A 21,771-nucleotide genomic window follows, 5' to 3' on the forward strand; every position below is an offset into this window, starting at 1 on the left:
CTCCTTAAGATTGAATGGGGGTGGCAGGCTGCCAGAGAGTGCGTTGTACCGCCTCCTGCCAGCCCTGCCAGCTCTGATGACAGGCCTCATGCCGCTGCGGATCTGGCTGCCACAGATCGTGCTCGGGCATCAGCGCCAGTAACTGCCGATCGTTCAACTGACCCAGGGTGCGACGGGCCAGCAGCCCGGCCCCTATTGCCGACAGCTCCGGGGTGCTGCTGCGTGCCACCGGGCAGCCCAGCAGGTCTGCCTGGAACTGCATCAGCCAGGGGTTTTGCGTCGGGCCACCGTCCACCATCAGCGTTTCCAGACGGAAGCCCGGATGCTGGCGCATGGCCTCAATCACGTCGGCAATCTGGTAGGCGATCGCCTCCAGCGCGGCGCGGATCAGGTGCGCGGGCGTCACCCCACGGCTCAGACCACAGATCACACCGCGCGCCTGGTCGTCCCACCAGGGGGCACCGGTGCCGGTCAGCGCAGGGACAAAATAGACCCCCAAAGTCGAGTCAATGCTGGCGGGCAGCTCGTGCAGCGCCCGGCTGAGAACCTGCCCCTTCCCGTCCGTCAGACCGGTGGCCTGCGCCATCCACGCTACGCCATCCCCGGTATGGGGAATATTGCCTTCCAGACCGTAAACCAGCCGCTCACCGTCGTGCCAGGCCACCGTGGTTGCCAGCGAAGTGATGCTGGTGTCGGGTGTATCCAGCGGGGCCATCACCGACGAGCCCGTTCCGTAGGTGGCTTTAACCCCCCCCGGTGCCCCCAGCCCATGGCCGTAAAGCGCGGCGTGGGAATCACCCACCATCGCCATCACCGGCAGGCCATCCGCGATCCCCGCCAGACCGCGGGTAACCCCAAACAGGCTGCCGGAGGGGCAAATCTCAGGCAGGGCCGCACGCGGAATGCCAAACAGGGCCAGCATCGACGCATCCCAGTCACCGCTTCGCAGGTTCAGGAGCTGGGTGCGTGCGGCATTGGAGGTATCGCAGCGGAACTGCTGGCCGCCGGTAAGGTTCCACAGCAGCCATGCGTCAATCGTCCCCAGGCAGAGTTCACCGCTCGCTGCCCGCTGGTGGCCATCCGGGGTGTTATCCAGCAGCCAGCGCATTTTCGAGGCAGAGAACAGCGGTGCCACCGGCAGCCCGGTGACGGAACGGATAAGGGTCTCCTGATGGTCGCGCTTGAGCTGCTCGCAGAAGGCCCCCGAGCGGGAGCATTGCCAGGTGAGCGCCGGGCCTGCAGGACGCCCGCTCTGGCGTTCCCAGCCGATGGCCGTCTCACGCTGATTGCTGATCGCCAGCGCCGCCACGCGGTGTTCACCCACCGTGTTCAGCACCTCCCGCAGTACCGTCATTGATGCATTTAACAGAGTCAGCCCATCCTGTTCGACCCAGCCTGGCTGCGGCGTGGCCACGGTCAGCGGCCGTGAGGCTTTCGCCACCAGCTGACCGCGTGCATCCAGCGCCACCGCTTTGACATTGCTGGTGCCTTCATCCAGGGCAACAATCAGATCTCTAGCCATGGCTGACCTCAGAGAGCGGCGCGGCCGCCTGCTTTTTTTCATGGCGACGCATCAGCACCACTTTGCTTTGCAGCTTTTGCTGGAACTGGTCGATGACCACGGCGGTGACGATCACCAGGCCCTTAATCACCATCTGCCAGAAGTCGCTGACGCCCATCATCACCATGCCATCAGCCAGGAAGACGATGACAAAAGCACCGATTATCGAGCCGGAAACGCGGCCACGGCCACCCGCCAGCGCGGTGCCGCCGAGTACCGTGGCACCGATGGCGTCCATCTCAAACATATTGCCGGTCATCGGATGTGCGGTTTGCAGCTGGGACGCCACAACCAGCCCGACCAGGGCGGCACAGAGTCCTGAGAAGGCGTAAACAAAGACTTTTACTTTAATAATCGGCACCCCGGCCAGGCGGGCGGCAGACTCATTTCCCCCCGCCGCATAGATATAGCGGCCCAGGGGCGTTTTACGGGTGATATACAGTCCCGTCAGCAGGAAGCCCACCATCAGCCAGATCGGGAAATAGATCCCCAGGAAGCTGCCGGAGCCAAGCAGGGAAAATCCGGTGTTGCCCAACTGAGGCACGCCGACCAGGTTGGCGTAGGTGCTGCCGTCGTTAAACAGCAGCGCGGCACCGCGGGCGATATACATCATGCCGAGGGTACAAATGAACGGTGCGACGCCCAGACGGGTGATCACCATGCCGTTGATGAAGCCGAGCAGGATGCCAAATACCGCCACCGCGAGGATCACTTCCGGCACGTTGAGGAACAGCACCTGCCCGCCCCAGATCGGTACGCCGCTGGTCAGCAGCGCTCCCGCGACCATACCGCAGATCCCCGCAACCGCCCCCACTGACAGATCAATGCCACCGGTGAGGATCACCAGCGTCATCCCAATCGCCAGCAGGCCGGTGATCGCCACGTGCTGGGTCATAATCAGCAGGTTCGACAGGGTGAGAAAGTTCGGCACCATTACGCTGAAAAAGCCTACCACAATCAGCAGCGCGATAAAGGTTCTGGCCTTCAGCAGGTACATATAGAGCAGATATTTTTGATTCATTTTGTCTTCCTCAGGCCCGCTTATTCATGCGGTGTTGACGCAGTGATTAACGTTTCGCGCGTGACATCGGCGCGCAGGAGATCGGCAGTGATACGCCCGTCGGCCATCACCAGAATGCGGTCGGCCAGGGCCATCACCTCATCCAGTTCTGACGATGAAAACATCACGGCCAGTCCTTCCTGGGCCATTTTGCCGATCAGCTGATACACGTCGGTTTTTGCCCCCACATCAATACCGCGCGTCGGTTCATCCAGCAGTACCACTTCCGGCCCGGTCATCAGCGCCTTACCCAGCACCACTTTTTGCTGATTACCGCCGCTCAGAGAGGTGATCGGCAGGTCGGTATCGCTGACTTTGATCGCCAGACGCTGCACCATCTCGTTCACCTTTTCCGTCTCTTTCTGCGGGCGCAGCAGGCCCAGCGCCCGGCGGAATCCACGCAGGCTGAGATCGCTTAATGTCATATTGGTTTTCACCGACATCATGCCAATCATCCCCTCGCCTTTACGATCTTCCGGTACGAGGGCAATGCCTTTTTTCAGCCGGTACTGGAAATCCCGTTTATCGAGGCATTCGCCGTTCAGCGAAACCGTGCCGTGCTCGCAGCCCATCAGGCCGATCAGGGCTTTGAACAGCTCGGTGCGCCCGGCACCCAGCAGGCCATAGATGCCGACCACTTCGCCTTTACGCAGGCTGAAGCCGACGTCATTCAGCTTGTAGCCGCCATCCTGACGCAGCGCCGTCAGCCCGCTGACCTCCAGCACGACGTCCCCCTGGCGGGCCGGGGCATAGTCAAACTGTTTTTTCTTGTCGCCAACCATCTGGGCGATGATCCACGGCACACTGGCGTCACGCACCTCACGCTCACTGATAAACTTCCCGTCGCGGAAAATGGTGATGTGGTCGCCAATTTCCATCAGTTCTTCCAGACGGTGCGAAATGTAAATGATGGTGACGCCGCGCCGTTTTAGCGCGGCAATCACGTTGAACAGCACTTTGACCTCGGACTGACTGAGTGCCGAGGTCGGTTCGTCCATAATCAGTACCCGGGTGTCTTTTGACAGCGCACGCGCAATTTCCACCAGCTGCTGGTGGCCAATGCCCAGTTCCCCGAGCGGCGCGTAAGGATCGACATCCAGCTCCAGCCGTTCCAGCAGGGCTTTCGCCAGCTGGTACTGATATTTCTCATTAATCCGGCCGCGCTGGAAAAACTCATTACCGATAAAAATGTTGTCCATCACGTTCATATTCGGGAACAGGTTCAGTTCCTGAAAAATGATGCTGATGCCGTGCTTTTCTGCCTGCTGTGTGGAGTGCAGCGAGACGGCTTCCCCCTCAAGGAAAATCTGCCCGGAAGACGGCACTTCCACCCCGGCCAGCATTTTCATCATGGTCGATTTACCGGCCCCGTTCTCCCCGATCAGCACGTTGACCTTGTTGCGATAGACGCGATAGTTCACCTGGTCGAGCGCTGTGACCCCGGGATAGATACGTGAGACATTGCGCGCTTCAATCACCACCTCTGACTGCTGTTGACGTTGCGGCAGTGGGTCGATTTGATACTCAGCCATCATGCCCCCTCTATTTGCGTACCACGTGGGCCGGCGTAACATCCGGCGGCGTTTGCGGCACATCCCAACTGCTGAAGACGCCGTCAACCTCGACGTTATCGCCCACTTTCGGCTGCAACTTTTGCACCTCAGCCGAGGCCAGGTTATTGATGGCGCGCCCGTAGTCGCCAAACAGCACCTGATCGTTGAAATCCTGATAGCTCGCGCCCTGATAGGCATCCCGTAGCGCGGTGCCGCGAATAATCGGGCCAATCTGCACCACCACCTCCTGGCCGCTGACGTCTTTCACCGTCATTTTCCCGCTGCGTGAGGTGGTATTCACCGCTGTCACCGCCCCCTGAATTTTCACACTGAACACGCACGGGTTTTCATCCTGACTGCGATATCCCGAAGCCTTGCAGGCGGCGTCAAAATCTTTTGCCGCCGCCAGCGATGCCATCATCTCGCCCAGGGGTTTTGCCGTGCTCACTATCTGCGGCACAATCTTTTGCTGCCAGGTAGCGGTGACGTTTGCCATCGCCGGGTTGGGCGGATTTTTTAAATCGGCCAGCTCCTGCTGCGACACAATGCGGCAGCCTCCGAGGGCTAAAGTGGCCATGGTCAGCCAGACTCGCCTGGACATAATTCTCTCCTTTGCGCCCCCGCAGGGGCGCAGCAACATTATGTAAAAACGTTAACTCAGGATTTGAAATTAAAGTCCTGCACTTTGTCTGCGTTGCCCTGGTTGATCAGGATGCCGCGGAACATAACGCGCTGTTTTTCTGGCTTGATACCTTTCTGCAGGAAGTTGTCGATATCCGTCACGCCCTGGGCGGCGATGGCCTGCGCCTGTAACATCACGGTGGCTTTCAGCGTCCCGGCTTTGACCGCATCGCGTTCGTCATTACTGCCGTCAATGCCAACCACGATCACGTCGTCACGTCCGGCAGCCTTCAGCGCGGCGATCGCTCCCAGCGCGACCGGCCCGTTACCACAGATCACGCCTTTGACATCCGGGTGTGCCTGCAGAATGCTGTCCATGATGCGCTTACCATCGATCAGGGTGCCTTTGGCATCCTGTCGGGCGATGCTTTTCATTTCCGGGTACTGATCCAGCACCTGGTGGAAGGATTTAGAGCGGGTGACGCAGTTATTGTCGGCGAGATTACAGGTCAGTTCGGCATAGCTTCCTTTCTCGCCCATCTTTTCGACGAAGACGTTGGCGACATCGGAACCTGCCTGGAAGTTGTTATGGGTGATCTGCTCCAGGGCGACGTCATCCACCGGTATTTCACGGTTAATCAGTACCACCGGAATACCCGCGTCTTTGGCTTTTTTAATGGCGGCGACGCTGGCGGTAGAGTCGGCGTTATCGAGGATAATGCCCTGCACCTTTTTGCCGATGGCGGCATCTATCAGTTCGCTTTGCTTCTTCACATCTTCACCGTGGGACAGGACGGTGGTTTTATAGCCCAGCGCCTGAGCCTTCACATTAGCGCCTTTCGCTTCAGAGGCGTAATACGGGTTATCCAGGGAGTTCACCAGGATCATAATGGTGCCTTTCTCTGCCGCAAACGCGGCGTGGGAGAAGGTACAGGCGGTCGCAACGGCTAACAGCGTTAAACGCATTTTCATATTGATGTTCTCGCAATTTGTTATGTTGTTATGTGTAGGTACAGCGTTTGATTCTCAGCGTCTCTGGTCTGGGCGAAGCCGGTCTGAAGTCTTACCAAATAGTGAAACCACCATCGATCATCAGATCGGCTCCGGTGATCATGTCGCTGCCGTTGCCGGCAAAAAACAGCACGGCGGCGGCAATTTCGTCCGTGTAGGCAAAGCGTCCCATCGGGATCAGCTGCTTCATCGCCTCCCCTTTTTCACCACGCCAGGCTTTCTCGCCCATCGGTGTCAGCACCACGGTCGGCGACAGGGTGTTTACATTGATTTTGTGCGGCGCAAACTCTTTCGCCATCACTTTGGTCATGCCCAGCAGTCCCGCTTTGGCCGAGGTGTAAGCCACATGGTTATCAATGGCAATAGAGGCCGCCTGCGAGGCGATATTGATGATCTTTCCGCCTTTACCTGCTTTCACCATACGTTTTGCCACCGCCTGCGAACAGAGGAACGGCCCGGTCAGATTGACAGCGACCTGCTTCTGCCATTCGCTAAAGTCAGTTTCCAGCACCGGCTGTAACATCACGTAGCCCGCGCAGTTCACCAGAATGTCGATCTGTCCGTAGTGTGCTTCAACCTGTGCAATTGCCTGCTCGACAGCGTCCGGGTCGGTCACATCACACTGGACAAACTGCACGCGATCGGCGGCAAATTGCCCGGCTACCTCTGCCACTTTGCTCTGTTCAAATGCCGGGTACAGCAGCGCCAGCTTCGCCCCTTTTTCCAACAGCATCTGGTTGCTGGCCATGGCGATCCCACCGAGCCCACCGGTCACAACGGCGACCTTACCGCTCAAATCGCCGTTAATGTCTACGCCGTAGCGCAGGTTGACGTCATATTCGTGACTCATTTTTCACACTCTCCTTACGCGGCAACCAGGTTTTCTAACGTAGCTCGCAGACCGTCGGCATCGATGCGAAACTGGCGACGCAGGGCGGCACGGCTGCTGCTGTGGGTAAATTCATAAGGGGGAATACCCAGCGGAACAAAGCGCTGGCGCAGGCTGTGCTGAAGCAGCAGCTCGCCGATAATGCTGCTCAGTCCACCACTCAGGACATGCTCCTCCATGGTGATGACCTGACGGTGGGCGGCGATCAGGGCCACGACGGCCGCTTCGTCCAGCGGCCACAGGGAAGGCAGCGAGACGATAGTGATGCTGTCGTCCTTCGCTGCCAGCGCTTCATGAGCCAGCGTGCCCAGGCAGAACACCACGGTGTCGGTTCCCTGCTGCAACACTTCCGGTTTTCCGGGAACAAACTGATAGTCCGCGTCGTGCAGCAGCGGCACTTTGTCGCTGTCCATGCGGATATAGACCGGCCCCTGATGGCTGATGGCGTGGCGGGCGATGGCGCTGGCCTGGATTGCATCCGCTGGCGCGAAAATCTGCAGATTGCCCATCGAGCGGGCGATGGCGATATCATTAGTACAGTGGTGGGTTGCCCCCAGTGGGCCGTAAGCAAAACCGGCATTCAGGCCGAGCATTTTGACGTTGGTTTCGGAGTAGCAGACGTCATTTTTCAGCTGCTCGTTTGATCGGGCAAACAGGAACGGGGCCGCGTTAGCGGTAAAGACGGTGCGGCCGCTCAGTGCCATACCCGCCGCCATTCCTACCATATTCTGTTCGGCAATGCCGACGTTGATCACCCGATCAGGAAAGGCTTTCTCGAACGGGGCAATTTTTGACGTAGAGGTGGAATCAGCCACCATTACACTGAGGTCGGCCCCCCCGGTCTGGGCTTGCACCAGCGTGGCAATCACGGCGTCGCGTAAGTCTTGCATGTTTAATCCTCCAGCTCGGCCAGCCCAAGGGCCAGCTGTTCATCGTCAGGTACGGCGTGATGCCAGGCCGGGACGTTGGCCATAAAGGAGATACCGTGCCCTTTTTCGGTATTGGCTAAAATAACGCGCGGTTTACCGATGCCCGGCTGGTTCACGGCGGCGGCTATCGCTTCGGGATCGTGGCCGTTGCATTCGAGCACTTCAAAACCAAAGGCCAGCCATTTATCGGCCAGTGGCTCCAGCGGCATAATGTCCTCTGTTTTACCGGCCAGTTGCAGGCGGTTGCGATCGACAATGGCGACCAGATTTTCCAGCCTGAACTTACTGGCCGACATGGCGGCTTCCCAGTTCGACCCCTCCGCCAGTTCGCCGTCGCCCAGCAGGACAAAGGCCCTGCGATCAGCACGACCAGAAAGTTTGTTCCCCAGCGCCAGGCCGACACCGATCGACAGGCCGTGGCCTAATCCTCCGGAGTTAATTTCCACCAGCTCAGGCAGCTTCTGGTGGATGGGATGCCCCGCCAGCAGCGTATCGTCGCCCATAAACTGGTCAAGGATCGCCGGGTCTATCAGCCCCATCGCCGCCGCGCTGCAGTAAAGTCCGCCAGCGCCGTGGCCTTTTGACAGGATGAAACGATCCTGATCCGGACGCGGACGGCTGCGATCCATCACCGCCATAAACAGGGTGCAGATGATATCCACCTCTGAGAGGTCGGCACCGGTGTGCCCTTTGCCTGCCCGATGATTCATTTGCAGTACGTAGCGCCGGGCCTGGCGCGCCGTCTGTTTGATTGCCTGAAAATCCATCATTACCTCTTCATCTGTGACGCCGCGGGCGGGATAGCGTGCTGATATGACAGTCTGCTGCGGCAATTTAGTTTTCGAATAAAAATATAAGCTATCGTTTGTTATCATATTGTGGGGTTGATCATATTTCAAACAAAAGCACAAAAATAACACAACATCATAATAATCAATAAATTAAGCATTAAAGATGACAATTCAATCCAGTTTCTTAACGTTAAAAGCCAGTTAAATCAACAAAATGACCATTTTTGACTTTCATTCGAAAATGAAAAGTCCCCTTCGCTATCCTCGCAATTGCTCCGGTCGGGGGTTACTATTTAGCGCAGCAGCCCGGCTGGCGGCCCTGCGACCCGCTTTCAGGTAAAGGGAGTGACTGACGTGAAAAACAAAAATGAACAGCTGGCTGATATGCAGCAACGGCGGGAAAAAATCCTGGAAATGATCCGTGAGGATGGCACCGTCACGGTGAAAAGGCTGAAAGAGACGTTCGGCCTGACGGAGGCGACGCTGCGCACCGACCTGCGGATATTACAGAAAGAGGGGCATGTGCAGCGCTATCACGGCGGCGCCACGCTGATGACCGGCAAGCAAAATACCGGCGCGCTGCTGCTGGAACGGCAGACCCATATGGAGGCGAAAGATGCCATTGGCCGGCTGGCAGCCCGACATATTGAAAACGGCGATACGGTGATTTTCGATTCCGGCACCACCACCACCGCTATCGCCAATCATATGGCACATATCCGGCGGCTGTCGGTGGTCACAAATGCGGTGAATATCGCCCTGAAGCTGGGCGGGGAGCCGGGGATCAATATTCTGCTCACCGGCGGTACCTTTAAGTTTCCGACCCTGTCCACTTCGGGTGAAAAAGCCGCCAGCTTTTTTGAAAACGTGCTGGCAGAAAAGCTGTTTCTGGCGACGGCCTGTATCTCCCCCCGTCTGGGCCTCAGTTTTCCCAGCGAAACCGATATCAAAGTGAAAAGTGCGATGATCCATTCAGCCAGCACGGTTTATGTGGTGGCCGATTCCAGCAAAATCGACAAAGTCTCGATGTTTGCGCTGCCGTGTGACTGGAGCAAAATCCACTATCTGATCACCGACAGCGGCATCAGTCAGGCGTCGATCTCGGCCTTTGAAGCGCTGGGGATCACCGTACTGGTGGCGACCTGAACGGCGTCGGGGCGATACAGGCTCACTACTTCGCCCACAATTAACAGACTGGGTGACTGCGGCTGGTGCAAGGCCACGGCCTGCGCCAGCCGGTCAAGACGGGTGATCAGGGTGCGCTGGTCTGTCCTTGTTCCCCGCTCGACGATCGCCACCGGGGTAGCGGCATCACGCCCGGACAGGATCAGCTGTCCGCTTAAGGCTTCACACCAGGTCAGCCCCATATAAAACACCAGCGTCTGACGTGCGTCGCGCAGGCTTTCCCAGTCAAGTCGCGGTTTCCCGTCACGCCCGTGACCGGTAATAAAGCGCACAGACTGGGCCAGGTCACGGTGAGTCAGCGGGATGCCGCTGGCGGCAGCACAGCCGGTGGCAGCAGTAATACCGGGCACAATATGGCAGGTAACTCCGGCTTTTTGCAGCCACACCATCTCCTCACCGCCCCGGCCGAAGATAAAGGGATCCCCCCCTTTCAGCCGGACAACCTGCCGCCCGGCGCGGGCCAGATCTTCCAGCAGCTGGTTAATCTGCGACTGTTTCATCCCGTGGAAGCCCGGCGTTTTTCCGACGTCGATGCTCAGTGCACCAGGCGGGATCAGCGCAAGGATCTCCGGGCTGACCAGCCGGTCATAGACAACTACTTCCGCCTGTTCAATCAGACGCAACGCGCGAACCGTCAGCAGATCAACGGCACCCGGGCCGGCTCCTACCAGCCATACGGCCCCCTGCTGGCCGGGAACCATATTCCCGGCCAGCAGTTTATCAAGAGAAGGAATTTTCGCAGTCATCGGTTACCCTCAAGCGGTGATCGTTTTTCCGGCCTGCACCATTGGCGTGCTGGCGACCCATACCTGTCCCTGCTCTACTTTCACCGGCCAGCAGCGCTGTGAGAGGGCCGGATTATCCAGGCTCTGCCCGTCCCGCAGGCGGAAACGCTGTTTGTACAACGGCGAGATCACCAGCGCATCACCGCCGCTGTCCCCGAGCAGACCGCGCGACAGCACGTTGGCCCCGGTTCCCGGCTCCAGATCGTCCAGCGCGTAAACCTTATCGTCCAGGCGGAACAATGCAATCGGCTGTGAGCCCAGCCGGGCACCTATACCTGCCTGCGGTGGAATGTCCTCGATCTGGCATACAGCATTCCACAGCGAGGTGGGTTGCACCTCGTTGACCGAACGACGGAACAGCGCCACGCGATCGGGGCTGGCCAGCGTGGTCTGCCATTCACACTGGTAGCTGTCGACCACGCGCTGCATATCCGCTTCCAGCTCGGCGGCCACGCCGAGGACGTCATCAATCACCACCTGACGCAGATAGGTCAGGCCCCCTTCGAGGTTATCCATCCATACGCTGGTGCGCTGCAGGCGGTCAGCGGTACGGATGTAAAACATCAGCAGGCGGTCGACGTAACGCAGCAGGGTTTCATCATCCAGATCGCTGGCAAACAGATCGGCATGACGCGGTTTCATTCCCCCGTTGCCACAGACGTAAAGGTTCCAGCCTTTGTCGGTGGCGATCACCCCGATGTCTTTACTCTGGGCTTCGGAGCACTCCCGCGTACAGCCGGACACCGCCATTTTGATTTTGTGCGGTGAGCGCAGGCCCTTGTAACGGTTCTCCAGCCGGGCGGCAAAGCCCGTAGAATCCTGTACGCCGTAGCGGCACCAGGTGGAGCCCACGCAGGACTTCACGGTGCGCAGCGATTTGCCATAGGCGTGGCCGGTCTCAAACCCGGCGGCCAGCAGCTTCTGCCAGATTTCGGGCAGTTGCTCCAGCTGGGCACCAAACAGATCGATACGCTGCCCGCCGGTGACTTTGCAGTAAAGGCCATATTCACGGGCTATCTCACCCATAGCAATCAGCCCTTCGGCGCTGACCTCACCGGCTGGCATCCTGGGCACGACCGAGTAAGTACCATCCTTCTGGATATTGGCAAAATAGCGGTCATTGGTGTCCTGAAGCGGTAGCAGAGCTGGCGTCAGCAGATACTCGTTCCAGCAGGAGGCCAGCATCGACCCCACCAGCGGCTTACAGATCTCACAGCCGCAGCCGCGCCCGTGTTTAGCCAGCAGCTGTTCGAAGCTTTTGATGTTGCCGACGCGGATCAGCGAATAAAGCTCCTGCCGTGACCACGGGAAGTGCTCGCAGATATCTTTCTTCACCTCCACGCCCAGATCGGCCAGTTGATACTCCATCACCTGTTTAACCAGCGCGGCGCATCCTCCGCAGCCGGTGGCGGCTTTGGTGCTGGCCTTCAGCGAGGCCATATCACTGCACCCGGCTCTGACTGCGGCGCAGATGTCTCCTTTGGTCACGTTATGACAGGAACAAACCTGAGCACTGTCCGGCAGTGCCGCCACGCCCAGCGCTTTCGATGGTGCTCCGGCGCTCTGCGGCAGGATCAGGGTTTCCGGTGCATCCGGCAGGGCCATGCCGTTGAGCATCATCTGCAGCAGAAGGCTGTATTCGCTACTGTCTCCGACCAGCACGCCACCGAGCAGCGTTTTACCATCGGCGGACACCACAATCTTTTTATAAATTTCATGGGGTTCATTGGTCCAGTAATAGCTCTGGCTGCCCGGGGTGGTGCCGTGGGCATCCCCCATTGAAGCCACTTCCACCCCCAGCAGTTTGAGTTTGGTACTCATATCTGCACCGCTAAAGGCGCCCGCTTCCCCGGCCAGGGTCGCGGCCAGCACGCGTGCCATCTGGTAGCCGGGGGCGACCAGACCATAGAGATTGCCCTGCCAGACGGCACACTCACCGATGGCGCTGACGGCGGGATCGGAAGTCTGGCAGCAGTCATCAATGACCACGCCCCCGCGCCGCCCGAGGGTCAGCCCGGCTGAGGCTGCCAGGTGATCGCGCGGGCGGATCCCCGCCGAAAACAGCACAAGGTCGGTTTCCAGTTCGCTGCCATCGGCAAAATTGAGCCGCAGCGTGCCGTCTTTCTGCACGTCAATGCCCTGACTGGCCTTGCCGGTCAGTACCTTAACCCCGAGCGCCTCGATTTTACGGCGCAGCATCGCAGCCCCGCCCTCATCAAGCTGTACCGCCATCAGCCGTGGAGACAATTCCACGACTGATGTCTCCAGCCCCAGCGTCTTCAGCGCATTGGCCGCTTCCAGACCCAGTAATCCGCCGCCGATCACCACGCCGCGTTTTGCTGTGGCTGCCCTGGCTGCGAGGGAATCCAGATCGTCCAGTGTGCGATAGACAAAGCAGGACGCGTGCTCACTGCCGGGGATTGGGGGCACAAACGGGCTGGAACCGGTCGCCAGCACCAGCCGATCATAATTTTGCACGCGCCCGTCGGCTTCGCGCACCTGCTGTTGCTGGCGGTCGATAGCGACGATCTGACGCCCGGTGCGCAGTTGTATGCCGTTCTGTTCCATGAATCCCGGTGGCACCAGCGACAGTTCGGCGTGCCCCTTACCGGCAAAGTATTCCGACAGGTGGACGCGATCATAGGCGACATAGCGCTCCTCGCCGTACACGACAATCTGATACTGCTGATGAAGCGCCAGGCTGACCATCTGCTCCAGAAAGTGCTGGCCGACCATGCCATGCCCGATGACCACCAGCGTGGGTTTGCCGGCGGCTTCAGACGCGTTGCCCGGGGCGGGTACTCTGCTTTGTGAATTGCTCATCATTGTCACTCTCTGAAAAACCCAAAAAAAAAGCGCCCACCCCCCTGCCTGATGCAGGGAGCTGGACGCCGTTATCCGAAGAGGGGTTTCACCGCCATTGGCGAAACCGCTCCGTTTTATGTTGTGTTAACTTTGCGCAGGCGACTACTTTTTCGCAGGTTCAAACGCAGAAGCCACCGCCATCAGCGCGCTGGCAATTTCCACCATGCGCTTGTTCTGGTTCATCGCCATTTTACGTAATGCCTGCCAGGCCTGTTCTTCACCGTAGCCGTGATGGTGCATCAGCAGTACCTTAGCGCGATCGATCTGCTTACGATCTTCAATGCTGGCGCGCAAAGCAGCCAGCTCGTCATCCTGATCCTGTAGCCGTTTTGACTGCTGCTGGATCATCGCCAGCAGCGACCGTCCCAGCCGTGGGGTGAGAGCATCGGCCTCCAGCGGCTCTGCCGGGGACGTTTTCTGCCACTCCTCCGCAGCGATAAAGACGCTCCACGCCGGCTCATTTGCCCGGTTTTGCATCTGCTGCTGGAGCAGGTCGTCTGTCAGGCTCTGACCCTGCGCCTCGGCATGTGCAATACTCTGCCGGCAGCGCTGCATCACGGCACGCGCCAGCCTGTCCTCGACAGTTTTCATACCGTCAATTCGCCGTGTCAGGCACTGATGCCAGCGCAGCGCCATTGCTGCATCCGGCTCATCCTGACATAACGTGGTACAGGCAATACGCCTCAGTCGCTCGATATCGCTCTCTTCCTGCGCCACCTGCTGCCAGCGTTGCAGACTGTCATCGTCAGCAAAACCGACAAAATGGCTAAAACAGCGTTCCTGGGCATCTATCAACGCCACAATCTGCTGGCTCAGCGCCATCGTCAGTCTTCCTGAGGCAAACCCCGCCGCCCCCATGGCGCGCTCCTGACCGGCCAGTTCTTTACCCTGCATAAAGCTGAACATAGCAATCAGCGCGCGGGAAACACCGGGGTCAGAGGCCGTATCTACCATCTCAAATATCAGGTTCAGGAGCTGGCGAATAATATGGTTAAACTGCGCCATCGCCGCATCATGGGAGAGGGTACGCTGCTGTACCTGCTCGCGCAGAACGTCCCGTTCACCCAGCGCCTGTAGCGCTGTAGCAATCCGGCTGTACAAGCGGCTGGAGACCAGCCCGTCGCTGTCGTCCTCTGGCAACGCAGGCAACCGGGCAATGACCTCGCTCTGGCTGTGTCTGACACGACGACTGCACTGTGACAGTTCGTCACCGAACATCTGCCCTGTCGTGCAGAGCCACAGATTACTGGCCCCACGCTCCCGCTGGATTTCATGGATCAGCTGACTGACCTCTGTGGTCAGTCGGCCCTTCTGTAAAAGGGAGCGCAGGCTGGCGATTTCCCGCTGACGCGAAGCCAGCAGGTACGCCAGCGGAGAAGGATCACCCCCGCTCATCGTTCATACCCTGCTTTTTTTTCATCGACCTGACACTCCCCCTCTCGTCGCGCACCGCATGGATACCGCCTGGCACTTCCCTGAAAAAGGGCGCGCCGACGGAGGTCATTAACCGGCTGCAATCAATCAGTCATGCTGCTGCGTTCGCGTATGTTAATGTCAGGCATCGCGTGGTTTTCAGGCGGACAGCATAGCGCAGGACGGAATACTGATTATTGATACTAATCAAATTGCCGTTTTGTCACCTTTCAGGCAAACTCTGTCACGCCCGCCGACCGCATTAACATGTTCATCCGGCGTCCGCAATGGTTTCCATTCCCAAAAGCGTCAGGTAAACTGACGTAAGAATTATCTTTATGTAAACCTGTGAATTTTCCTCCCGGAACGTACAGGCCACACCGCGTTTAATCACGCGTTCCTGGAGTCGCTCAGAGTCGCCCTGTCGCATCTGAAAAGAACCCGATTATTTGATGATATTCACGAGGACTAAAGTGAAAATTAGCATCGCGTTTACCCTGCTGGCCGCGCTCACGTTATCAGGGTGCAAAACGCCCCCTCCTCCGGTCAATGATGATACGGTCATAACCAGTGTCGTCGATGGCGCGACGCTAACACATCGACATGCGGTGAAAGCGCCTACGTCCTTCACGCCTGTGAATGAGAACTATCGCGCGCTCTACAGTGCCTCCGTCATGACCAGCCCGGACTATGGCGGCAAAGTGGTGCGCTATCTGGAAAACGGCAAACCTTTTCTGGTACTGGGTGAAGTGGAGAACCGCTGGTTTGCCATTGCTGACGTCGATCAGCAGCAGCTGATTGGTTACGTACCGCTGAAAGCCGGTGTGAAAAGTGAGCTGTACGACGCCACAGTGCGCAGCGATCGTCCACGGCCGCGTAAAAACAGCAAAAAAGTATGCGTCGATGTTGGCGGCAAGAGTAAAGCCTGCCGCAACAATAATACGGCGACCTGGATTCTGGAGTAACGCGCTTATTAAGGCACTGTGCTGCCAGGGATGGCAGCCAACGCGTTTCTTCTGCGTCTGGTAAAGTTTCCTATTTGCCTCCTGGCATACAGCCGAGAATAACACATCCTCATGACGTCGGAATTCCCTGTTGACCCCGCCACTCCGGTCAACCAAGACAATGCCTTGCTGGTCGCTGCCTCGCCGTTGCTTAATGCGATTGTACAGATCCGCCTGGCGGCTACCCATGACGACCCGGCCGGTTTACGCCATCAGCTGATCGATGAAATGCGACAGTTTGAGGCACGGTGTAAACAGGCGGGGATGCCCTTTGAAATGATTATTGGTGCCCGCTACTGCCTGTGCGCCGTACTGGATGAAGCCGCTGCGCAAACGCCGTGGGGCAGCCGTGGCGTCTGGTCTGCCAATGGCCTGCTGGTAACCTTTCACAATGAAAGCTGGGGCGGCGAAAAAGTCTTCCAGCTGCTGTCACGCATTTCACAGAATCCTGCCCAGCATCTCTGGCTGCTGGAAGTGATCCATTTTTGTTTACTGCTGGGCTATGAAGGTCGTTACCGCAGTATGGATAATGGTCGCCTGCAGCGTGATGCCGTTCGCACCCGTCTGGCCCAGCTGATTCGGGATGTGCGTGTCGAAGAAGTACAACCGTTACCACAAACGTCCATTGCCGCCGGGCAAAGTACGCTGTGGCGCCCGCCGGTTCCTCTTTGGGTCTGTTTTTCCCTCGCCACCCTCATCGGCTGTGTCTTTTTTTCCACGCTCAACTGGCGGTTAGGCAATGCCGCTGAACCTCTGCTGCGGCAAATCTGGCAAACCCCATTGCCAAAAGTGGTGACCGGACAACGCGCGACCGCCCCACAGGCTCTGCTGGACTTACGTCAGCGCCTGAGCGACCTGATTATTGAGCGCAAACTCGACGTCGCGGACAGTAATAACGGCAGTAAAGTGATTTTGTCCGCTGACCGGCTGTTTGAACCTGCCACAACCGGACTCTCCCAGAAGGGGCGCGCGCTGATAGCCCGCGTAGCCACGGCCATGGAGTCGGCTAAAGGCACCATTCTGGTGAGCGTTTTCACCGATGATCAGCGGGTGCTCTCACGTCGCTTCCCGTCAAATTATGAATACTCTGCCGCCCAGGCGCGTGCCATCAGCACCATGATGGCTGAGATGATGTCCCAGCCGGGGATCAGCGTTCACGCTCAGGGACGGGGCGACAGCGGCGCGCTGTTACCGAACGACAGCACAGAGAATCGTGCGCAGAACCGCCGTGTTGAAATCACCCTGTTCGCTGCTCCTGAGTCAGACGACAGCCACTCTACGGGGAAAAAATGATGCTAAAGACCTTCTTTTCACTGCTCTCCAGCCGCTTGCTCTGGGGACTTATTGGCGTCACCGCGCTCTCTGCGCTCATCTGGATGGTCGGCCCCCTGCTCTCACTGACCCCACTGCAGGGGCTGGACAGCCCGCTGAACCGTCAGTTGTTAATCGGCCTGACCTACTTTTTATGGATACTTTTTCAGCTTATCCCTCAGCTTTACCGCGCCTGGTTTAATAGCAAGCTGCTGACGCGCCTGCAAATCAGCAACATCGATCATGCGGAGCTTCAGGCGACGGGTGAAATGCTGGATAACCGCTTCAGTGAAGCGGCCATGCTGTTAAAGAAAACGCAATTCGGCAGGCGTAAAGGCTGGCTGCGACGCTTCAGCGCACAATATCTCTATCAGTTACCCTGGTATCTGATTGTCGGCGCGCCCGGCGCAGGAAAAACGACGGCGCTGGTCAACTCCGGTCTGGAATTTCCGCTCAGCGATACACTCGGTAAAAGCGCCCTTCGCGGCATTGGCGGTACCCGTCACTGCGACTGGTGGTTTACCGACCAGGCCGTGCTGCTGGATACGGCAGGGCGCTACACTCTGCAGGAGAGTCAGCGCGCACGCGATGCCAGTGAATGGCAGACCTTTATTACCCTGTTGAAACGTTATCGCCCACGCCAGCCGATTAATGGTGTGATCATGACCATCAGCGTCGCCGACCTGTTGAGTGACTCCGCCGAAGTGCGTCATGCGCAGGCCAGCGCACTGCGTCAGCGCATGGCTGAACTTCATCAACAGACCGGTATCGCCTTCCCCGTGTATATCATGGTGACTAAAACCGACCTGCTGAAGGGATTTATGTCCTATTTCGCCCGGCTCGATAAACAGCAGCGAGAAGACATATGTGGGTTCACCTTCCCGTGGGAACCAGGACGTCAAAACGATCGACGCCTGAACACGCAGTTTGAACAACGCTTTAAGCAGCTCTCTTCCCGACTGATGGCCGGTCTCAGCGACAAGATGGCGCAGGAAAGCGATCTGACTTTGCGCGCAGAATGTTTCCAGTTTCCGCAGGAATTTAGCGCGTTGCGTCCTCTGCTGGCCGAATACCTTGATATTGTTTTTTCACCGGAACACAGCGAAACCCCCTGGGCCGCCCGGGGTCTGTTCTTTACCAGCGGCACTCAGGAAGGCCTGCCGTTTGACCGGGTGATGGGCGAACTGTCGCGTAAACTGCAGCTACCCCAGCCACAAGGGCAGTCTATTGCCAGCTGGGATACCGTGAACCGTAGTGCCCCCATCCCGGCGAATAAAGGACAAAGCTTCTTTATTCATGGCCTGCTCTGCGGTGTGGTGTTTAAAGAGAGCCGGCTGGCAGGCAGCGATCGTCGCTGGGAAGATCGTAACCGCCTGCTACACAGGACAGGCTATGTGGCACTCGCCGTCGCCCTGCTGGGAACGTCGGCGCTCTGGTTGACCAGCTATATGAAAAATCAGGATTACCTGCAGGAAGTGGCCGCGCGCCTGCCCGCGGTGACACAGCAGGCAAAACAACTCACCCGGGATAACCACGGTGATATCCTGGATCTGCTACCCTTCTTAAATACCCTGGTCGCCTTGCCGCAAAGTCGCCATTTTTCGCTGGCGTCGCCACCGCTGACTCTGCGGGGTGGGCTTTACCGTGGCGATCAGATTAGTGATGCGACGTGGGGGCTGTATCAGGGGGCGCTGAAATCATTGCTTCTGCCCAGGGTCGCTCAAATCATCACCTACACACTCCGTAATGACGATGGGAAAGATGCTGAATTTAGTCGTAATGCCCTGCGCGCCTATCAGATGCTGTATCAGCCGCGCAGCTACGATGGTGAGTTTCTGCGGGGTTGGGTGATGCAGAACCTGCAGCGCAAGCTGCCAGCCAGCGTGACAACGCGTGAGCTACAACAGCTCGACTGGCACTTAAGCCAACTGCTGGACCGTCAGATTCTGAGTTCTCCCTACGTGCGCGATAATGCGCTGATGGTGAAAACATTAGCGCTCAATCTGGACAATTCCGGGCGTCAGGCCACTGCGACAGCCTCTGCCGAAATGCACACTTTTGATGCGGGTCGCCTCAACCCCGTTCACTGATAGGGTCATCACTATGGCAGCGAGAAATGACCTGGGATGGTATGGCAAACTGCCCACGGCGGGTGACTTTTTGCATCGCCGTATGCCGGAAGGGCTGATTGACAGCTGGTCGAACTGGTTTCAGCTTGGCCTGGCTCACTGGCACCATCATCATGATGGGACGACAGACCCGTTCAGCCGGGCACCGGTGTGGAACTTCGCCCTGCCCGCCACCCTGGGGGTTCAGCGGGTACAGATCGGTTGCCTGATGCCGTCGCGCGACAGAGTGGGACGGGCATGGCCCCTGCTGGCGGTGCAAAGTGTTCCGGTGAGTGCCTGGCATCCCGCCCAACTGGCCATCTCCGGGGAGTGGTTTCAGGAGTTGGGTGCCACGCTTAATCAGTCCGTTCAGCAGTTACACTCTGTAGACTGGCTTGAGCAGGCGCTGCGCGGCATGTCGCCCCTGTCGTTACCGGATACCGGGCGCTCCGATATTATGGATGTGATTGGCTATCAGGACCTGCCCTGTACGCTGGCATGGCGGGAAGTGGCGCTCCATTTTGATCCACTGCAGTACATCAGTTACTGGTGGACCAATCAGAGTGACGGGTATCCCCTGACCAGCCACAAACATAGCGGGAATCTGACCGCACAGCTCTTTTCGCAATTATTTCATCCGGCGGCCGGGTTAAAGCCGGGCCGTCACGGACTCTATCCTCCGATGTTTGAATAGCGTGTTTTGGCCATCGGCTTTATTGCAGGAAAAACGCATGCGATTGACCATTTTACAGAACCAGGACGACATTCCGATCGTCGCCTGCGATTTTGTACCACCGGGCGGCACGATTGGCCGCAGCGTTGATAACGACCTGGTGCTGCCGGATCCTGAGCGGGCGATCTCGCGCCTGCAGGCGCTGGTACATGTGGCGGCTAACGGCGACTGTCGCCTGACCAACCAGGGTAGCGTCATTGCGGTGATCCACAACGGCAATGAACTGATGCGCGGCAGTCAGGTCACCCTGGAACACGGTGACACACTGGCTATCGGCCCTTATCAGATTGACGTCAGCGATCCGCAGCAAGTCAGCATGGCGACACAGGAACAGGTTGACCCGCTGTCATTATTTGGTGACGAGGGGGCCTACAGCGACGATCCCCTGCAGATGCAGAGTCCCGCGGACGAGCCTGCTCCGCTCCCGACAGAAAGCCCTGACACCGGGGCAGCCGATATGCGGACGGCACGTCAGACCGTAGCCCGTCTGGGAATTGACCCGATAAGCAACGATACGTCCTCCACCGACCATGACGCCCCGGAGGGGGGTAATCGTGAGCAGCGTTTGATGGCCGCACTGCTGGAAGGCATGGGGCTGGACACCACGCTGGATAAAACGCCGCTGACAGAAGATCAGATGCGTATTACCGGGCGTATGCTCAGTCTGTTTTCACAGGGTACTGTTGCGCTGCTTTCATCGCGTTCGATCCTGAAACGGGGAGTGAAAGCGGAAATGACGATGATCCTGAATGAGGCCAACAATCCGTTCAAAATTCTTCCCTCAGGTAAAACGGTGCTGATGCAGATTTACCAGAGCCAGATGCCAGGTTTTATGCCGCCAGAGCAGGCGGTGCGCGATGCCCTGGTTGACCTGCAGGCCCATCAGTTAGGGATGATTGCCGGTATCCGCGCGATTATTGCCGCCATGCTGCAATCCTTTAACCCGCAGCGTCTGGAAGAACATGCCCGCCGCGACGGCGTACTACCGCGAATGGCGTTACCCCGTTGCAAAAAAGCTGCACTCTGGGACTATTTTATGCGTCACTATCAGAGCACGTCGGGTGAAATAGAGGATGATTTCCATACTCTGTTTGGCGAAGCCTTCCTGCACGCCTATGACATCGAAGTGAATCAATATAAAGATTCACAGACCCGCCCGGAAGACTTATGAATATTACGTATTCCACCACCAGTCAGAAAGGTGCCCGTGAGAGTAATCAGGACACCATCGGGGCCCTGCTGGGGCAGCACGCCGCCTGCTTTATGGTCTGTGACGGTGTCGCCGGCTCATCGGGCGGTGAAATGGCGGCCACAATTGCCCGTGATACCCTGCTGGCCCAGCTTGACGTCGATGCCCCTCTTCAGCCCGACCGCACGGCGGTACTGATTGAAAATACCGAGCAGGCCATTCTCAGCGCGCAGAGGAATAATCCGAATTTTCGGCAGATGAGTACCACGCTTGCGGCACTCTTTATCGATCGGGATAACCTGCATGCCTGGTGGGCTCACGCCGGTGACAGCCGGGTATATCTTTTCCGGCGGGGCGTTGTACATAGCGTCACCCGCGACCACAGTCTGGTGCAGCAGTTACAGGATGCGGGATATGAAAACACAGGCATTAACAGCAGCTTACTCTATAATGCCCTGGGTGCTGATGTGGCGCATCCGCACGGTTTCAGTGAGGTCGTGACGCTCCAGGATGGTGATGCCTTCCTGATTTGTACCGATGGTTTCTGGAGTCATCTCACCCCCGTCGAGATGGAACAGGCACTCCGGATGGTCAGTTGTCCGGAAGAGTGGCTGGCGCTGATGCAAAAAGCCATCGACCGCGGCGTAAAAACAGATAATCTGAGCGCCGTGGCGGTATGGGTCGGTTCACCCCAGGAGACCACGCTACTCTTCTCCATGGCGGACTCTGCTCGCTTTCTTCCGCCACGCGATTAACACCAAGG

17 protein-coding genes and 1 pseudogene are annotated in these 21,771 nt (G+C 58.1%); 7 read left to right on the top strand and 11 right to left on the bottom strand.

What is annotated here, in order from left to right; translation table 11 throughout:
* Window positions 1–4 precede the first annotated feature (4 nt).
* The 8 genes from EPE01S_RS05130 to EPE01S_RS05165 form a co-directional block, all read right to left on the bottom strand.
* A complete protein-coding gene (locus EPE01S_RS05130; protein WP_062743527.1) occupies window positions 5–1,522 on the bottom strand; it encodes an FGGY family carbohydrate kinase in 1,518 nt (505 codons plus the stop codon).
* Window positions 1,515–2,582, bottom strand: coding sequence for an ABC transporter permease (locus tag EPE01S_RS05135; protein WP_062743528.1), 1,068 nt, complete (start codon window positions 2,580–2,582; stop codon window positions 1,515–1,517). Before EPE01S_RS05135 ends, EPE01S_RS05130 begins: the two co-directional genes overlap by 8 nt.
* A 20-nt stretch (window positions 2,583–2,602) precedes the next feature.
* A complete protein-coding gene (locus tag EPE01S_RS05140; RefSeq protein ID WP_157075994.1) occupies window positions 2,603–4,153 on the bottom strand; it encodes a sugar ABC transporter ATP-binding protein in 1,551 nt (516 codons plus the stop codon).
* 10 nt (window positions 4,154–4,163) lie between these two features.
* Window positions 4,164–4,775, bottom strand: coding sequence for a DUF2291 family protein (locus EPE01S_RS05145; protein ID WP_062743530.1), 612 nt, complete (start codon window positions 4,773–4,775; stop codon window positions 4,164–4,166).
* Window positions 4,776–4,831: 56 nt separating this feature from the next.
* Window positions 4,832–5,767, bottom strand: a complete 936-nt coding sequence (locus tag EPE01S_RS05150) for a D-ribose ABC transporter substrate-binding protein (protein ID WP_062743531.1) — start codon at window positions 5,765–5,767, stop codon at window positions 4,832–4,834.
* A 91-nt stretch (window positions 5,768–5,858) separates the two neighbouring features.
* Complete coding sequence (locus EPE01S_RS05155; protein ID WP_062743532.1) at window positions 5,859–6,656, bottom strand: GolD/DthD family dehydrogenase; 798 nt, start codon at window positions 6,654–6,656, stop codon at window positions 5,859–5,861.
* Between the two features lie 14 nt (window positions 6,657–6,670).
* The gene (locus EPE01S_RS05160; RefSeq protein ID WP_062743533.1) at window positions 6,671–7,585 is read right to left on the bottom strand and encodes a transketolase family protein; all 915 of its coding nucleotides are present in this window, start codon (window positions 7,583–7,585) and stop codon (window positions 6,671–6,673) included.
* A gap of 2 nt (window positions 7,586–7,587) precedes the next feature.
* Entirely contained in the window at window positions 7,588–8,391 is an 804-nt protein-coding gene (locus EPE01S_RS05165; RefSeq protein WP_062743651.1) for a transketolase, read from the bottom strand.
* A gap of 378 nt (window positions 8,392–8,769) precedes the next feature.
* On the opposite strand from EPE01S_RS05165, the gene EPE01S_RS05170 reads away from it, so the two are divergent.
* Window positions 8,770–9,561 (top strand): DeoR/GlpR family DNA-binding transcription regulator, encoded by a 792-nt coding sequence (locus EPE01S_RS05170; RefSeq protein ID WP_062743652.1) that lies wholly within the window; start codon window positions 8,770–8,772, stop codon window positions 9,559–9,561.
* Here the strand turns inward: EPE01S_RS05170 and cobA are convergent.
* From cobA to EPE01S_RS05185, 3 genes and pseudogenes are all read right to left on the bottom strand, one after another.
* A complete protein-coding gene (gene cobA / locus EPE01S_RS05175) occupies window positions 9,504–10,346 on the bottom strand; it encodes a uroporphyrinogen-III C-methyltransferase (protein WP_062743534.1) in 843 nt (280 codons plus the stop codon). The two genes, EPE01S_RS05170 and cobA, sit on opposite strands and share 58 nt — an antisense overlap.
* Window positions 10,347–10,355: 9 nt before the next feature.
* Window positions 10,356–13,232 (bottom strand): annotated as a pseudogene (gene nirB / locus EPE01S_RS05180) (nitrite reductase large subunit NirB); the annotation flags it as partial.
* A gap of 120 nt (window positions 13,233–13,352) precedes the next feature.
* Window positions 13,353–14,645, bottom strand: coding sequence for a nitrate regulatory protein (locus tag EPE01S_RS05185; protein WP_062743535.1), 1,293 nt, complete (start codon window positions 14,643–14,645; stop codon window positions 13,353–13,355).
* Between the two features lie 470 nt (window positions 14,646–15,115).
* Between EPE01S_RS05185 and EPE01S_RS05190 the strand changes: the two genes are divergently transcribed.
* The 6 genes from EPE01S_RS05190 (at window position 15,116) to EPE01S_RS05215 (ending at window position 21,763) form a co-directional block, all read left to right on the top strand.
* A complete protein-coding gene (locus tag EPE01S_RS05190) occupies window positions 15,116–15,628 on the top strand; it encodes an SH3 domain-containing protein (protein WP_062743536.1) in 513 nt (170 codons plus the stop codon).
* 111 nt (window positions 15,629–15,739) lie between these two features.
* Entirely contained in the window at window positions 15,740–16,960 is a 1,221-nt protein-coding gene (gene icmH / locus EPE01S_RS05195) for a type IVB secretion system protein IcmH/DotU (RefSeq protein WP_062743537.1), read from the top strand.
* Window positions 16,960–19,068 (top strand): type VI secretion system membrane subunit TssM, encoded by a 2,109-nt coding sequence (tssM, locus tag EPE01S_RS05200; RefSeq protein ID WP_062743654.1) that lies wholly within the window; start codon window positions 16,960–16,962, stop codon window positions 19,066–19,068. Before icmH ends, tssM begins: the two co-directional genes overlap by 1 nt.
* Before the next feature lie 13 nt (window positions 19,069–19,081).
* Complete coding sequence (gene tagF, locus EPE01S_RS05205) at window positions 19,082–19,780, top strand: type VI secretion system-associated protein TagF (protein WP_062743538.1); 699 nt, start codon at window positions 19,082–19,084, stop codon at window positions 19,778–19,780.
* Window positions 19,781–19,817: 37 nt separating this feature from the next.
* A complete protein-coding gene (tagH, locus tag EPE01S_RS05210) occupies window positions 19,818–20,990 on the top strand; it encodes a type VI secretion system-associated FHA domain protein TagH (protein WP_062743539.1) in 1,173 nt (390 codons plus the stop codon).
* The gene (locus EPE01S_RS05215) at window positions 20,987–21,763 is read left to right on the top strand and encodes a PP2C family protein-serine/threonine phosphatase (RefSeq protein WP_062743540.1); all 777 of its coding nucleotides are present in this window, start codon (window positions 20,987–20,989) and stop codon (window positions 21,761–21,763) included. Before tagH ends, EPE01S_RS05215 begins: the two co-directional genes overlap by 4 nt.
* Window positions 21,764–21,771: the final 8 nt, after the last annotated feature.

This window comes from Erwinia persicina NBRC 102418 (assembly GCF_001571305.1).
Lineage (GTDB): Bacteria > Pseudomonadota > Gammaproteobacteria > Enterobacterales > Enterobacteriaceae > Erwinia > Erwinia persicina.

Excerpts from the sequence above, each read along its gene's own strand:
- EPE01S_RS05130 (WP_062743527.1), bottom strand. The coding sequence starts at position 1,522 with ATGGCTAGAGATCTGATTGTTGCCCTGGATGAAGGCACCAGCAATGTC.
- EPE01S_RS05135 (WP_062743528.1), bottom strand. The coding sequence starts at position 2,582 with ATGAATCAAAAATATCTGCTCTATATGTACCTGCTGAAGGCCAGAACC.
- EPE01S_RS05140 (WP_157075994.1), bottom strand. The coding sequence starts at position 4,153 with ATGGCTGAGTATCAAATCGACCCACTGCCGCAACGTCAACAGCAGTCA.
- EPE01S_RS05145 (WP_062743530.1), bottom strand. The coding sequence starts at position 4,775 with ATGTCCAGGCGAGTCTGGCTGACCATGGCCACTTTAGCCCTCGGAGGC.
- EPE01S_RS05150 (WP_062743531.1), bottom strand. The coding sequence starts at position 5,767 with ATGAAAATGCGTTTAACGCTGTTAGCCGTTGCGACCGCCTGTACCTTC.
- EPE01S_RS05155 (WP_062743532.1), bottom strand. The coding sequence starts at position 6,656 with ATGAGTCACGAATATGACGTCAACCTGCGCTACGGCGTAGACATTAAC.
- EPE01S_RS05160 (WP_062743533.1), bottom strand. The coding sequence starts at position 7,585 with ATGCAAGACTTACGCGACGCCGTGATTGCCACGCTGGTGCAAGCCCAG.
- EPE01S_RS05165 (WP_062743651.1), bottom strand. The coding sequence starts at position 8,391 with ATGGATTTTCAGGCAATCAAACAGACGGCGCGCCAGGCCCGGCGCTAC.
- cobA (WP_062743534.1), bottom strand. The coding sequence starts at position 10,346 with ATGACTGCGAAAATTCCTTCTCTTGATAAACTGCTGGCCGGGAATATG.
- EPE01S_RS05185 (WP_062743535.1), bottom strand. The coding sequence starts at position 14,645 with ATGAGCGGGGGTGATCCTTCTCCGCTGGCGTACCTGCTGGCTTCGCGT.
- EPE01S_RS05190 (WP_062743536.1), top strand. The coding sequence starts at position 15,116 with ATGATATTCACGAGGACTAAAGTGAAAATTAGCATCGCGTTTACCCTG.
- icmH (WP_062743537.1), top strand. The coding sequence starts at position 15,740 with ATGACGTCGGAATTCCCTGTTGACCCCGCCACTCCGGTCAACCAAGAC.
- tssM (WP_062743654.1), top strand. The coding sequence starts at position 16,960 with ATGCTAAAGACCTTCTTTTCACTGCTCTCCAGCCGCTTGCTCTGGGGA.
- tagF (WP_062743538.1), top strand. The coding sequence starts at position 19,082 with ATGGCAGCGAGAAATGACCTGGGATGGTATGGCAAACTGCCCACGGCG.
- tagH (WP_062743539.1), top strand. The coding sequence starts at position 19,818 with ATGCGATTGACCATTTTACAGAACCAGGACGACATTCCGATCGTCGCC.
- EPE01S_RS05215 (WP_062743540.1), top strand. The coding sequence starts at position 20,987 with ATGAATATTACGTATTCCACCACCAGTCAGAAAGGTGCCCGTGAGAGT.